The 13,488-nt window shown below is 61.8% G+C and carries 11 protein-coding genes; 5 read left to right on the forward strand and 6 right to left on the reverse strand.

Features of this window, described 5'->3' with window-relative positions; all coding sequences use genetic code 11:
• Positions 1 to 27: 27 nt before the first annotated feature.
• A complete protein-coding gene (gene fabV, locus ACF8FG_RS13275; RefSeq protein WP_003251642.1) occupies positions 28 to 1,239 on the reverse strand; it encodes an enoyl-ACP reductase FabV in 1,212 nt (403 codons plus the stop codon).
• A 301-nt stretch (positions 1,240 to 1,540) separates the two neighbouring features.
• Here fabV and ACF8FG_RS13280 point away from each other — a divergent pair, with 301 nt between their 5' ends.
• Positions 1,541 to 2,719 (forward strand): acetyl-CoA C-acetyltransferase, encoded by a 1,179-nt coding sequence (locus tag ACF8FG_RS13280; protein ID WP_014592349.1) that lies wholly within the window; start codon positions 1,541 to 1,543, stop codon positions 2,717 to 2,719.
• A 432-nt stretch (positions 2,720 to 3,151) separates the two neighbouring features.
• On the opposite strand, the gene ACF8FG_RS13285 is transcribed toward ACF8FG_RS13280, so the two are convergent.
• Complete coding sequence (locus ACF8FG_RS13285; protein WP_014592350.1) at positions 3,152 to 3,976, reverse strand: 5-methyltetrahydropteroyltriglutamate--homocysteine methyltransferase; 825 nt, start codon at positions 3,974 to 3,976, stop codon at positions 3,152 to 3,154.
• A gap of 229 nt (positions 3,977 to 4,205) precedes the next feature.
• On the opposite strand from ACF8FG_RS13285, the gene ACF8FG_RS13290 reads away from it, so the two are divergent.
• On the forward strand, positions 4,206 to 5,693 hold the full coding sequence (locus ACF8FG_RS13290; RefSeq protein WP_119713299.1) for a methylenetetrahydrofolate reductase C-terminal domain-containing protein: 1,488 nt from the start codon (positions 4,206 to 4,208) through the stop codon (positions 5,691 to 5,693).
• Here ACF8FG_RS13290 and yjiA read toward each other — a convergent pair.
• From yjiA to ACF8FG_RS13305, 3 genes are all read right to left on the reverse strand, one after another.
• Positions 5,653 to 6,630, reverse strand: coding sequence for a GTPase (gene yjiA / locus ACF8FG_RS13295; protein ID WP_014592351.1), 978 nt, complete (start codon positions 6,628 to 6,630; stop codon positions 5,653 to 5,655). The genes ACF8FG_RS13290 and yjiA overlap by 41 nt on opposite strands.
• A gap of 77 nt (positions 6,631 to 6,707) precedes the next feature.
• Positions 6,708 to 6,905, reverse strand: a complete 198-nt coding sequence (locus ACF8FG_RS13300; protein WP_003251633.1) for a YbdD/YjiX family protein — start codon at positions 6,903 to 6,905, stop codon at positions 6,708 to 6,710.
• A gap of 17 nt (positions 6,906 to 6,922) precedes the next feature.
• The gene (locus tag ACF8FG_RS13305; RefSeq protein WP_014592352.1) at positions 6,923 to 8,989 is read right to left on the reverse strand and encodes a carbon starvation CstA family protein; all 2,067 of its coding nucleotides are present in this window, start codon (positions 8,987 to 8,989) and stop codon (positions 6,923 to 6,925) included.
• A 177-nt stretch (positions 8,990 to 9,166) separates the two neighbouring features.
• On the opposite strand from ACF8FG_RS13305, the gene ACF8FG_RS13310 reads away from it, so the two are divergent.
• Both ACF8FG_RS13310 and ACF8FG_RS13315 read left to right on the forward strand, forming a co-directional pair.
• Positions 9,167 to 9,529 carry a PilZ domain-containing protein gene (locus ACF8FG_RS13310; protein ID WP_003251630.1) on the forward strand — a complete coding sequence of 121 codons (363 nt, stop codon included), beginning with the start codon at positions 9,167 to 9,169 and terminating at the stop codon, positions 9,527 to 9,529.
• A 263-nt stretch (positions 9,530 to 9,792) separates the two neighbouring features.
• Complete coding sequence (locus ACF8FG_RS13315; protein WP_014592353.1) at positions 9,793 to 11,310, forward strand: nucleobase:cation symporter-2 family protein; 1,518 nt, start codon at positions 9,793 to 9,795, stop codon at positions 11,308 to 11,310.
• 35 nt (positions 11,311 to 11,345) lie between these two features.
• Here ACF8FG_RS13315 and radA read toward each other — a convergent pair whose 3' ends face one another.
• Complete coding sequence (gene radA, locus ACF8FG_RS13320) at positions 11,346 to 12,716, reverse strand: DNA repair protein RadA (protein WP_003251626.1); 1,371 nt, start codon at positions 12,714 to 12,716, stop codon at positions 11,346 to 11,348.
• A gap of 176 nt (positions 12,717 to 12,892) precedes the next feature.
• Here radA and mscL point away from each other — a divergent pair, with 176 nt between their 5' ends.
• Positions 12,893 to 13,312 (forward strand): large-conductance mechanosensitive channel protein MscL, encoded by a 420-nt coding sequence (gene mscL / locus ACF8FG_RS13325; protein ID WP_318078909.1) that lies wholly within the window; start codon positions 12,893 to 12,895, stop codon positions 13,310 to 13,312.
• The last annotated feature ends 176 nt before the right edge of the window (positions 13,313 to 13,488 follow it).

Raw genomic sequence — 13,488 nt, forward strand, 5'->3', positions numbered from 1 at the left:
CGAAGAGGCCGGTGCAGGCTGATCCGATTACAGCTCGACGCAGTCGAACTTCACATCGGTGGCCACGTCTTCGTCGTAGTTGACGTCAGCGCGCTCGAAGCCGAACAGGTTGAGGAACTGCTTCTTGTAACCGGCGTAGTCGGTCAGTTCGAACAGGTTCTCGGTGGTCACCTGTGGCCACAGGGCCTTGCAGGCGTTCTGCACGTCGTCACGCAGTTCCCAGTCGTCCAGGCGCAGGCGCCCCTTCTCGTCGACCTCTGCCGGCGCACCGTCGGTACGGTACATACGGTCGCGGTACATGCGGTCGAGCTGGTCCTGGGTGCCTTCGTGAACACCTTTCTCCTGCATGATCTTGAAGACCATCGACAGGTACAGTGGCATCACCGGGATGGCCGAGCTGGCCTGGGTAACCACCGACTTGAGCACCGCCACATTGGCGCCGCCTTTCACTTCACCGGCCAGCTTCTGGTTCAGACGCAGGGCGGTTTCGTCCAGGTCCTGCTTGGCCTGGCCCAGTGCACCGTGCCAGTAGATCGGCCAGGTGATATCGCTGCCGATATAGCTGAAGGCCACGGTGCGAGCGCCTTCGGCCAGTACATTGGCGCCAGCCAGCGCATCGATCCACAGCTGCCAGTCCTGGCCACCCATGACGGTGACGGTGTCGGCAATTTCCTGCTCGGTGGCCGGCTCGATGCTGGCCTCGATGATGGTGTCCTTGTTGGTGTCGATGGCGGTCGACTTGTATGGCTGGCCGATCGGCTTGAGTGCCGAGCGAATGACTTCACCGGTCTGCGGCAGCTTGCGCACGGGCGAAGCCAGCGAGTAGATGACCAGGTCGACCTTGCCACCCATTTCGTTCTTGATCAGCTCGATGACCTTGGCGCGGGCTTCGTCGGAGAAGGCGTCACCGTTGATCGACTTGCTGTACAGGCCCTCGGCCTTGGCGAACTTGTCGAAGGCAGCAGCGTTGTACCAGCCAGCAGTGCCGGCCTTGGTCTCGGTGCCTGGTTTTTCGAAGAACACGCCCAGGGTGTCGGCCTTGAAGCCGAAGGCCGCCGTGATGCGGGCAGCCAGGCCGTAGCCGCTGGAAGCACCGATGACCAGGACCTTCTTCGGGCCATCCTCGCGTACGCCCAGCTTGCGGGTGGCTTCGATCTGGTCACGGACGTTGAGCTCGCAGCCCTTCGGGTGAGTCGTGGTGCAGATGAAACCGCGAACCTTAGGATGAATGATGGCCAATGTCTGTACCTCGTCAGGTTTATGCCAGGAAAGCGCCGCTTGGGGCGATTCCGATTGATCAGAGGGTGAGACTACCCCCGCAGGTTATCCGACACATATTACGGGGTGATCAGAGGGATGCAAAACCAGAGTTCGTCTGTGCAGGAGGGTCATGGCTGCAGGAAATCCAGATTGGCTGGTTAGAACCTTCGCCAGCCATTGATTTGCTTTTCACATCAATCAGAAAGAAAAACAAACTTAACAAATAAGCCAAACCCGCCGATGCTGGCGGCACTACGCCCATTGCACGGAGAACAACAACATGAACGACGTGGTGATCGTCGCCGCAACCCGTACCGCCATCGGCAGCTTTCAGGGCGCCTTGGCCACAGTGCCTGCGGTCGACCTCGGCGCCGCCGTGATCAAGCAACTGCTGAAACAAACCGGGCTGGACCCGGCGCAGGTCGACGAAGTCATCCTCGGCCAAGTGCTCACTGCCGGTGCCGGTCAGAACCCGGCACGCCAGGCAGCGATCAAGGCTGGCCTGCCTTTCAGCGTACCGGCCCTGACCCTGAACAAGGTCTGCGGCTCGGGCCTCAAGGCCCTGCACCTGGCCGCCCAGGCGATCCGCTGTGGCGATGCCGAAGTGGTGATTGCCGGTGGCCAGGAGAACATGAGCCTTGCCCCCTACGTCATGCCCTCGGCCCGCACCGGCCAGCGCATGGGCCATGGCCAACTGATCGACAGCATGATCACGGACGGCCTGTGGGATGCCTTCAATGACTACCACATGGGCATCACTGCCGAAAACCTGGTGGACAAGTACGGCCTCAGCCGTGAGCAGCAGGATGCCTTTGCTGCCGAATCGCAGCGCAAGGCAGTGGCAGCGATCGAGGCTGGCCGTTTCGACGCTGAAATCACCCCCATCGTGCTGCCGCAGAAAAAGGGAGAGCCCAAGGTTTTTGCCCGTGACGAGCAACCACGCCCGGACACCACCGCCGAGTCCCTGGCCAAACTGCGCCCGGCCTTCAAGAAGGACGGCAGCGTCACCGCAGGCAATGCCTCCAGCCTGAACGACGGCGCCGCCGCCGTGCTTTTGATGAGCGCAGCGAAGGCCGAGGCTTTGGGCTTGCAGGTACTGGCGAAGATCGCCGCCTACGCCAGTGCCGGGGTAGACCCCGCGATCATGGGCATTGGTCCGGTTTCGGCGACCCAGCGTTGCCTGGACAAGGCCGGTTGGCAACTGGCCGAACTGGACCTGATCGAAGCCAACGAAGCCTTTGCCGCCCAGGCGCTGGCCGTGGGCAATGCGCTGGAATGGGATGCCGCGCGGGTTAACGTCAATGGAGGGGCGATTGCCCTGGGCCACCCGATTGGTGCTTCCGGGTGCAGGGTGCTGGTGACCCTGCTGCACGAGATGATCAAACGGGATGCCAAGAAAGGCCTGGCGACCTTGTGCATTGGTGGTGGACAAGGGGTGGCGCTGGCCATCGAGCGCTGATTGATTCAAGCAGGCCCGGCCTCTTCGCGGGTAAACCCGCTCCTACACTGATCGGTGGTGGACACACATCGGTGATCGGGCGCAGGCCGTCGTAGGAGCGGGTTCACCCGCGAAAGGGCCGGGCCTGCTGGCCAATTTCCACCAGCCGTTCACCGTTGCAGCTGCCACCGTATTCGCGGGTAAACCCGCTCCTACACAGATCGGTGGTGGACACACATTGGTGATCGGGCGCCGGCCGTCGTAGGAGCGGGTTTACCCGCGAAAGGGCCGGACCTGCTGGCCAATTTCCACCCGCCGTTCACCGTTGCAGCCGCCACCGTATTCGCGGGTAAACCCGCTCCTACACTGGTGGTGGGCACACATCGGTGATCGGGCGCAGGCCGTTGTAGGAGCGGGTTTACCCGCGAAAGGGCCGGCACAGGCAGCAAATGATCAAGCCGCGGCTCGGGCCTGCTCCAGCGAAGCGGCCAGCACCGCCACTTCCTGGCACTTCTGCACAGCCAGATCCACTGGACTCTCCAGCAACGAACAGGCCGGCGCCAACCACAGCCGCTCACCCAGGCGTTCATGGGCTTCGTGCAGCAGCCCCAGGGTCTTGCCCAGATCGCAAGGCGAGGCGTTGCGACCGTCGACCAGGCCCAGCGACAGTACCTTGTAGGCCGGCAGGCGATCGAGAATGGTCTGGTACTGCTCGGGCGCCTGAACCAGATCGACGTGCAGGCCATCGACCGGCAGGTTGGCGGCCAGGCCGAGGTTGCCCTCCAGGCCACCGAAGTACGTGGCGATCAGCTTCTTCAACGGTGCGCGTTGAAGGATGTTGTAGACGCGTTCATAGGCGTTTTTCCAGTCCTGGGGCAGCGCCTGAGCGAGGATGGGTTCATCGATCTGCACCCATTCAACGCCCAGCGCGGCCAGGCGGTTGAGGAGCTGGTCATACACGGGCAGCAGGCGGTCAAGCAGCTCCAGCTTGTCGAAGTCACCGCCCAGGGTCTGGCCCTGCCACAGGTAGGTCAAGGGGCCGATCACTACCGGCTTGACTGCATGACCCAGTGCCTTGGCGTGCTCCACTTCATCGAACAGTGGTTCCCAGTTCAGAATGAACGGCTGATCGCCTGCGCTAAGCACGTGGCTGTCCCAGGCGAAATCGCCGACCGGCAGCAGCTCGATGCCAGCGTCTTTCTGCACCTGCCAGTGGCGGGCACGCAGCTCGCGGTCACGGCCGATGTGTGGAAAGCCCAGGTTATGTGCCAGTGCCATGTCTTGTCCCTTCAGCATGCTTGAATGAATGAAGGGGATTCTCCGGCTGGCGGGGTATTGAGACAAACTCATTAAATTTGAGATGAACCCAAGAAATCTTCATGATCATGCTGTCATGGTCTTCGCGCCCCCATGTCTCATTCAGATCACCACCTTGCGCATCCGGACATGACCCGGCTCGCCTTCTGCCGCACAATGCCACCCTGACCACACCAGGTGCCCGGCCAATATGAGCCTGCTGAAAACCGCCCTGCGCGAACAGAACTTCGTCTGCGTAATGGAGTTCGTCCCCAAGCCTTCCGCAGAACGCTTTGCCGCCATGGAAGCGATCATGGCCCGCGCGCACCTGTGCGGCTGGCCTATGACCGTCGCCATCGGTGATCGTGTCGGCAGCCCGCTGGACATGTCACCGCTGGACGCCCTTGCCTCGTTCAGCAACCCGGTGCCTGCCCTGCCGCATTTTTCAGGCAAGGATCGCGAACGCCACCACCTGCTCGCCCAACTGCAACGCATGGACGCCGCTGGCCTCGACCAGCTGTTACTGCTGACTGGCGACCGCCTGCCCGGCCATGAAACTGGCCAGCGCCCGGTGCGTTATCTGGAATCGGTCGCCGCCCTGCAGGTTGCTCGCCAGGCCTGCCCGCACTGGCTGCTGGGCGCGGCGCTTAACCCGTTCAAGTACCACGAGGAAGAAGGCGGCGCCCAGTATTTCAAGGCCGAGAAAAAGCTGGCAGCGGGGGCTGACTTCCTCACCTTGCAACTGGGCTTCGATGCCGCCAAGCATCAGGAAGCCATACACTGGATGCGCCGCCAGGCCACACCCAAGCCCATGCTGGCCTGCCTCATGAGCCTCACCCACGGGCGCGCGGCGATGCTCGACCACGTGGCCGGCGTCACTGTCACGCCATCCATGCGCGACATGCTCGAAGCGGAGACGGCGCAGTCCAAGGCCTTTGCCCAGGCGCGCAGTGTTGACCGCCTGGCCTTGCAGATTATCGGTACAAAGCTGATGGGGTACGCCGGTGTGCACCTGTCAGGGGTTCACACACTCGAACAGCTGCTGGCCCTGGAGGCCCGTATCGAGTACTGGCAAACCCAGGTTCAGTCCCTGGAGCAATGGGCACCGGCCTGGCACGCCAGCTGGCAGATGCCTGGCCTGCCGGCGGTGACCTTCCACCCGCCACAGGCTGGCTGGCGCCTGGGCGAGTCTCGGGTCGATGCCTCACTCAAGGAAAAAGCCCGCTATCACCTGATGCATGGCATGCACGCACTGCTGTTCAGCCGGCGCAACAGCCTGAGCAAGGCCTTCGGCTGGGCGGTGCGCCAGCCTCTGTGGGGTACACGCGTCGGCGCACACGTGCTGCACACGCTGGAGCGCAGTGTGAAGCGCCCGCTGGTGGGTTGCGACACCTGCGGCCGTTGCCGCCTGGAAGACACCTTGTATATTTGCCCGGAAACCTGCCCTAAAGGCCTGGCCAATGGCCCTTGCGGCGGAACCGCCCTGAACCGCTGCGAGTTCGGCGACCGCGAGTGCATCCACAGCGTCAAGTACCGCACCGCCAAAGCAGTGCGGCAAACCGCTGTGCTGACCGAACGCCTGATCCCGTGCATCGAGGTCGAAACCCGCCACCGCAGCTCATGGCCGCAGTGGTTCGCGGGGCAGGCGCCGCAGCGGCTCAGCCCGCAGCCATTGCCTCGAAGCCAGCCCGAATCGTAGCCTCGGGCAATTCATCGGCAATGAACACCATCACGCTCTCGCGCGCTTCGCCTGCGGCCCACTCGGCGTCCCAGTCGAAGCCATACAGCTTGAGCACGCCCTGAAACACCAGCTTGCGCTCCTCGCCGGCAATGTTCAGTACGCCCTTGTAGCGCAGCAGCTGTTTGCCGTGGGTTTCCAGCAGCTCATTCATGAAGTTGCTGAGGCGGTCGATATCCAGCGGGGCTTCGGTACGCAGCACCATCGTGGAGATACGGTCCGGGGTGGCAGGCTTGAGCACCGGTCGCAACATCGGTTTCAGGTTCACCCCAAGGTCGGGGTTGAGGTTGAAACCTCGCACATCCAGTAATTCAGCCAGGTCGATGCAGCCGTGCTCAACCACACGGATCGCAGCCCTGCTATTGATGCGGACCAGGCGTTCGCGCAGGGCTTCAACCGCAGCAGGCTCAACCAGGTCGGTCTTGCTCAGCAGCAGACGATCGGCAAAGCCGACCTGCGCCTGAGCGATGGTCTGGGTCAGATGTAATTCGGCATGCGCGGCATCGACAAGGGTGATGATGCCGTCGAGGATGTAGCGCTCACGCAGCTCCTCGTCGATGAAAAACGTTTGCGCCACCGGCGCCGGGTCGGCCAGGCCGGTGCATTCGATCACCAGGCGATCGAAAGCGATTTCCCCGGCATCCAGGCGTTCAAGCAGCAGGTAGAGCGCGCGAGTCAGGTCGCCATGGATGCTGCAACATACACAACCATTGGCCAAGGTCATGACCTGCACCGGCTGGTCACCCAGCAGTTGGCTGTCGATGCCGGCCTCGCTGAATTCATTTTCGATCACGGCGAGCTTCAGGCCATGCTCGGCCTTGAGCATGTGCTTGAGCAAGGTGGTCTTGCCGGCACCGAGGAAGCCTGTGAGGACGGTTACGGGAATGGGCGTCTGCACGCAAAATACTCCTGAATCTGAAAATGACTGTGGGAGCCGGTTACCCAGGCTCCCACAGGTTTACACGTACCGCAGGCTCAACAGCACTTGGGCCCTGACTTGCCACCGTAACGTGCTTCCTGACGTTCGCGGAAGAACGCCTCGTAGCTCATCACCGGCTTGTCCGGATGCGTTTTCTGCATGTGTTCGACATAGTTGTCGTAGTCGGGCATGCCGACCATCAGGCGGGCTGCCTGCCCCAGGTATTTGCCCAGTCGACCCAAGTCGTTGAACATGATTGCAGTCCTCTCGATTACGCGTCAGGCAACGCCTGGAACGGGGTTTCCTTGTCGCTACGTTCTTTGCGGCCCAAGGCGGCGTAGCCGACCTTGATGGCGAAGAACAGGATGCTGAAGACCACCAGCAGGAACAAGATCGTCAGGCCCGCGTTGGTGTAGGCGTTGAAGATCACGTGCTGCATCTGCCCGATGTCCTTGGCCGGGGCCAGTACCTGGCCGGCGTCCAGCGCAGTGCTGTACTTCTTGGCCAGGGCCAGGAAGCCGACAGCCGGATTGGGGTCAAACAGCTTGATCAGGCCTGCAGCCGTGGTGCAGATCAGCAGCCATACGGCCGGCAGCAGGGTGACCCAGATGTAGCGCTGACGCTTCATCTTGATCAGCACCACAGTACCGAGCATCAAGGCGATACCGGCCAGCATCTGGTTGGAGATACCAAACAGCGGCCACAAGGTGTTGATGCCACCCAGTGGGTCGATGACGCCCTGGTACAGCAGATAGCCCCAGAGCGCCACGCAGCCAGCGGTGGCGAGCAGGTTGGCCCCCCACGATTCGGTGCGTTTGAGTGCAGGCACGAAGCTGCCCAGCAGGTCCTGCAGCATGAAGCGCCCGGCACGAGTACCAGCGTCTACCGCCGTGAGGATGAACAGCGCCTCGAACAGGATCGCGAAGTGGTACCAGAAGGCCATGGTGTTTTCACCTGGCAACACCTGGTGCAGGATCTGCGCGATACCGACCGCCAGGGTTGGCGCACCGCCGGCACGGGCCAGGATGGTGTGCTCGCCGATGTCACGGGCAACGGCTTCGAGCTGCTCGGGTGTAATCAGGAAGCCCCAACTGCTGACGGTCTGCGCCACCGACGCGACATCGGTACCGACTACTGCCGCCGGGCTGTTCATGGCGAAGTACACGCCCGGTTCGATCACCGAGGCCGCAACCATGGCCATGATGGCGACGAACGATTCCATCAGCATGCCGCCGTAGCCGATATACCGGGCGTTGGTTTCGTTATCCAGCAGCTTGGGGGTGGTCCCCGAGGAAATCAGCGCGTGGAAGCCGGACACCGCGCCACAGGCAATGGTGATGAACAGGAACGGGAACAGGGTCCCCTTCCACACCGGGCCCGTGCCGTCGGTGAACTGGGTCAGCGCCGGCATTTTCAGCTCGGGCGCGATGATCAGGATACCGATGGCCAGGCCAACGATGGTGCCGATCTTCAGGAAGGTCGAGAGGTAATCCCGCGGCGCCAGTACCAGCCACACCGGCAGCACGGCGGCGACAAAGCCGTAACCCACCAGCATCCAGGTGATCTGCACGCCGGTGAACGTGAACGCCGGGCCCCACACCGGATCTGCAGCGATCACGCCCCCCAGCCAGATCGAGGCCAGCAGCAGTACCACGCCAACGACCGAGATTTCGCCAATGCGGCCCGGGCGGATGTAGCGCATGTAGATGCCCATGAACATCGCGATCGGGATGGTCGCCATCACCGTGAACATGCCCCATGGGCTTTCGGCCAGGGCCTTGACCACGATCAGCGCCAGCACCGCGAGGATGATGATCATGATCAGGAAGCAGCCAAACAGGGCGATGGTGCCTGGGATTCTGCCCATTTCCTCGCGCACCATGTCGCCCAGCGAGCGCCCATTGCGGCGGGTAGACAGGAACAGGACCATGAAGTCCTGCACCGCACCGGCCAGCACCACGCCGGCGATCAGCCACAACGTGCCGGGCAGGTAGCCCATTTGCGCGGCGAGTACCGGCCCGACCAAGGGGCCTGCGCCGGCGATGGCAGCGAAGTGGTGACCGAAAAGAATGTGTTTGTTGGTCGGGACGTAGTCCAGGCCGTCATTGTTGAGCACCGCCGGGGTGGCACGGCGGGGGTCGAGTTGCATCACCTTGGTGGCGATGAACAGGCTGTAGTAACGATAGGCGACCAGGTAGATGGCCACCGCCGCGACCACGATCCACAAGGCGTTGATCGCCTCGCCGCGACGCAGGGCAACCACACCCAGTGCGCAGGCGCCTATGACTGCCAGCGCCAGCCACGGAATATGGCGTAGCAGGCTATTATTGTTGTTCATGGTTAGCTTCCAGCTGGTGGATTGGAAAGACCGCCCACCGAGTCTAGGGCCAGTCAAGCAGCATTGCCACACTTGCTTCGTTCTAGAGCCTCTGCGGCCAGATTGCAGTACCTGATGCACATGCAACTCTAACTATAGTCAGGATGACACCTGATGACCTATTCGAGGATCCAAGCCATGAGCGATCATGACGAACGCCGCCGCTTTCAACGCATCGACTTCGATGCCCCCATCGAGCTGCGCCAGGGGCTGAAACGCTGGCCTGCAAAACTGCTGGACCTTTCACTCAAAGGCTTGCTGATCGAACGCCCCGCAGGCTGGGATGCCGACCTGACTCAGGACTTCGACGCCATCATCGAGCTGAACGAAGATGCCCGTGTGCAGATGCAGGTCGAACTGCGCCACGAAGAACCGGACCGCCTGGGCTTCATCTGCCTGTACATCGACCTCGATTCGATGAGCCATTTGCACCGTCTTGTGGAGTTGAACGTGGCTGACAGCACCGAAATGATGCGTGAGCTGCGCGAACTCATCGAATAATGAAATCTCTTAGCTAGCTAATAGCCTTCCCGCCTGGTGTTTCTTGTCTACCCAGACAGCTTTAAGCCTGGGTAGCGATGCTTTGTACACACCCTTCCAATACAGCTTCTGCCAAGTTGGTACGCCTTCTGCATTGGGTTTTAACACACCCTGCAGCCGGATCTGTTCGCGCTCCGATCAAAATATTGTATACAATTCTTGTAGCAATCAATTGTAGGAAGTGTCTACAGTAGCGGCACAACAATAAACAGAGAGCCTGCTCCATGACTACGTCCCCTAGCACGTCTCCCGCCAAGCGACCCGAGGATGAAAACCTCGGCCTTGGTGCCAACCTGGCCTATGGTCTGCAGCATGTGCTGACCATGTATGGTGGGATCGTCGCAGTACCCCTGATCCTGGGGCAGGCCGCGGGCCTGAATGGTGCCGAAATCGGCATGCTGATCGCCGCCTCGCTGTTCGCCGGTGGCCTTGCCACCCTGCTGCAGACCCTTGGCCTGCCATTCTTCGGTTGCCAGTTGCCACTCGTGCAAGGCGTGTCGTTCGCCGGTGTGGCGACCATGGGCGCGATCCTGAGCAGCGAGGGGGGCGGTGGCCTGCCAGGGGTGCTCGGCGCGGTCATGGCTGCATCGCTGATCGGCTTTCTGATCACACCGGTGTTTTCGCGCATCACCAAGTTCTTCCCGCCGCTGGTGACCGGTATCGTCATCACCACCATCGGCCTGACCCTGATGCCGGTTGCCGCACGCTGGGTGATGGGTGGCAACAGCGCCTCGCCGGAGTTCGGCAGCATGGCCAACATCGGCCTGGCCGGGCTGACCTTCGCCATCGTGCTGCTGCTGAGCAAGCTTGGCAGCGCCACCATCTCACGCCTGTCGATCCTGCTGGCCATGGTGGTTGGCACGCTGATCGCCTGGGCACTGGGCATGACCGATTTCAGCAAGGTCAGCGAAGGCCCGATGTTCGCCTTCCCCACGCCGTTCCACTTTGGCATGCCGGAGTTCCACATCGCCGCGATCCTGTCGATGTGCATCGTGATCATGGTGACCCTGGTGGAAACGTCGGCCGATATCCTCGCCGTGGGTGAGATCATCGACACCAAGGTGGACTCCAAGCGCCTGGGCAACGGCCTGCGCGCCGACATGGCATCGAGCATCCTGGCGCCGATTTTCGGTTCGTTCACCCAGAGCGCGTTCGCCCAGAACGTCGGCCTGGTGGCCGTGACCGGCGTCAAGAGCCGCTACGTGGTGGCTACCGGCGGCGTGATTCTGGTGGTACTCGGCCTGCTGCCAGTCATGGGCCGGGTGATTGCCGCCGTGCCTACCCCGGTACTGGGCGGCGCCGGTATCGTGCTGTTCGGTACCGTGGCGGCCAGCGGTATCCGCACCCTGTCCAAGGTCAGCTACAAGAACAACGTCAACCTGATCATCGTCGCGGCCTCGCTGGGCTTCGGCATGATCCCGATTGCCGCGCCGACCTTCTACCACCACTTCCCGAACTGGTTCGAGACCATCTTCCACTCCGGCATCAGCTCGGCGGCGATCATGGCCATCCTGCTGAACCTGATCTTCAACCATTTCACCACCGGCAACTCGGAAAACCAGTCAGTGTTCGCTGCAGCCTATGAGCGCACCATCCAGTATTCGGACATTTCCGCGCTGCGTGATGGGGACTACTTCAAAGATGGCAAGCTGTTCGATGCCGAGGGTAACGAAGTACCGATGCTGGAACTGGACGAGCATGGCAATGAAACGGTCAGGCGCACGGCCGTTGCCGAGCACTGACGGGTTGCAGGAGCGAGCTTGCTCGCTCCTGCACGCTATTCGAACAATGCATCCAGCGCCTGTTCCAGGCGGGTAACGGCAATCACCTGCAACCCCGCAGGCGCTTCTTTCGGCGCATTGCCCTTGGGTACGATGGCACGCTTGAAGCCGTGCTTGGCCGCTTCCTTCAAGCGCTCCTGGCCACTGGGTACCGGCCGTACCTCGCCCGACAAGCCGATCTCGCCAAACACCAGCAAACCATGGGCCAGTGGCCGGTTACGCAAGCTGGACATCACCGCCGCCAGCAGCGCCAGGTCCGAAGCCGTTTCCAGCACCTTCACCCCGCCGACCACGTTGAGAAACACATCCTGGTCATGGGTCGGGATACCGCCATGGCGGTGGAGCACGGCCAACAACATGGCCAGACGGTTCTGGTCCAGGCCCAAGGTTACCCGCCGCGGGTTGGCCAGATGGCTATCGTCGACCAGCGCCTGCACCTCGACCAGCATTGGCCGGGTACCCTCCCAGGTTGCCATCACCACGCTACCCGGCACCTCTTCCTGAGTACGGTTGAGGAAGATCGCCGACGGGTTGGATACCTCCTTGAGGCCACGATCGGTCATGCCGAACACGCCCAGCTCGTTGACCGCGCCAAAGCGGTTCTTGACCGCCCGCAGCAAGCGCAGCCGGCCATCGGACTCACCTTCGAAATACAGCACCGTGTCGACCATGTGCTCCAGCACCCTTGGGCCAGCCAGCGAGCCTTCCTTGGTCACGTGGCCGACCAGAAAGATTGCTGTACCGCTTTGCTTGGCATAGCGCACCAGCAACGCTGTGCTTTCGCGCACCTGGGCCACGCCGCCCGGGGCCGATTGCAACTGCTCGGTGAAAATGGTCTGGATCGAGTCGATCACCATTACCCGCGGCTTCTCGACCCGCGCCGTGGCAATGATCGTCTCGATGCAGGTTTCGGTCATCACCTTGAGCTGGTCCTGGGGTAGGCCCAGCCGCCGCGAGCGCATGGCCACCTGCTGCTGCGACTCCTCCCCCGTGACATACAGTGCCGGCATGCCCACGGCGATGTTGCACAAGGTCTGTAGCAAAATGGTCGATTTGCCGATGCCGGGGTCACCGCCAATCAGCACCACCGAGCCATCCACCAGGCCGCCACCCAGCACACGGTCCAGTTCGGTGCTGCTGGTGGTGAAACGCGGGATTTCCTCGACACTGACCTCGGCCAGGGTCTTGATCTGCGCCTGCTGCCCTGTCCAGCCAGCGCGGCCGCTACTGGGTGCAGCAGCGCCGCCGCTTTCGATCATGGTTTCGACCAGGGTGTTCCAGGCCCCGCATTCGCCGCACTGGCCGGCCCATTTGGGGAAGGTCGCGCCGCATTCGGTGCAGCCATACAAGCGCTTGGCCTTGGCCATGAGTGGGGTCTCCTGGAAAAATTCGCCATGATAACCGAGCAGGACGTGTCTCGAACGCCTCGAGATGCGACAAAACTATTCGTTCTAACTGCAGTCAGTAGCCCTGAACACAACGCATGAAGCGTTTAAGTGGCTTACACTGCGTTAACCTCACCTTTTGTTACAAGGAACCAAACATGGGCGTGCTCAACGAGTTCAAGGCTTTCGCAGTCAAAGGCAATGTCGTCGACATGGCGGTCGGTATCATCATCGGCGCGGCCTTCGGCAAGATCGTCTCGTCCTTCGTCGGCGACGTGATCATGCCGCCACTGGGCCTGCTGATCGGTGGCGTGGACTTCAGCGACCTGGCCATTACCCTGAAGGCTGCCGAAGGTAACGTGCCAGCGGTGATGCTGGCGTATGGCAAGTTCATCCAGACCGTGATCGACTTCCTGATCGTGGCCTTTGCCATCTTCATGGGCGTGAAGGCGATCAACAAGCTCAAGCGTGAAGAAGCCGTGGCACCGACTACGCCGCCTGTGCCTTCGGCTGAAGAGACGCTGCTGACCGAAATCCGCGATTTGCTCAAGACGCAGAACCAGAATCGCTTGCCTTGAAATTGCCGGGGGCGCTGTAGGAGCGGGCATGCTGGCGAAGAATCCAGTGCGGTGGATGGCACCGGCTCTGCCGGTGTTCGCGGGTAAACCCGCTCCTACACGGCGGCCTGTGTTAAACCTCCGATGTGTGTCCACCACCAATCTGCGTAGGAGCGGGTTTACCCGCGAATACGGTG

This window comes from Pseudomonas sp. YQ_6 (assembly GCF_043103245.1).
Taxonomy (GTDB): Bacteria; Pseudomonadota; Gammaproteobacteria; order Pseudomonadales; family Pseudomonadaceae; genus Aquipseudomonas; species Aquipseudomonas alloputida.

What these genes read in the sequence shown, in the direction of transcription:
- ACF8FG_RS13290 (WP_119713299.1), top strand. Translation starts at nt 4,206, where the DNA reads ATGAGCCTGCTGAAAACCGCCCTGCGCGAACAGAACTTCGTCTGCGTA.
- ACF8FG_RS13280 (WP_014592349.1), top strand. Translation starts at nt 1,541, where the DNA reads ATGAACGACGTGGTGATCGTCGCCGCAACCCGTACCGCCATCGGCAGC.
- ACF8FG_RS13300 (WP_003251633.1), bottom strand. Translation starts at nt 6,905, where the DNA reads ATGTTCAACGACTTGGGTCGACTGGGCAAATACCTGGGGCAGGCAGCC.
- radA (WP_003251626.1), bottom strand. Translation starts at nt 12,716, where the DNA reads ATGGCCAAGGCCAAGCGCTTGTATGGCTGCACCGAATGCGGCGCGACC.
- ACF8FG_RS13305 (WP_014592352.1), bottom strand. Translation starts at nt 8,989, where the DNA reads ATGAACAACAATAATAGCCTGCTACGCCATATTCCGTGGCTGGCGCTG.
- ACF8FG_RS13285 (WP_014592350.1), bottom strand. Translation starts at nt 3,976, where the DNA reads ATGGCACTGGCACATAACCTGGGCTTTCCACACATCGGCCGTGACCGC.
- ACF8FG_RS13315 (WP_014592353.1), top strand. Translation starts at nt 9,793, where the DNA reads ATGACTACGTCCCCTAGCACGTCTCCCGCCAAGCGACCCGAGGATGAA.
- mscL (WP_318078909.1), top strand. Translation starts at nt 12,893, where the DNA reads ATGGGCGTGCTCAACGAGTTCAAGGCTTTCGCAGTCAAAGGCAATGTC.
- ACF8FG_RS13310 (WP_003251630.1), top strand. Translation starts at nt 9,167, where the DNA reads ATGAGCGATCATGACGAACGCCGCCGCTTTCAACGCATCGACTTCGAT.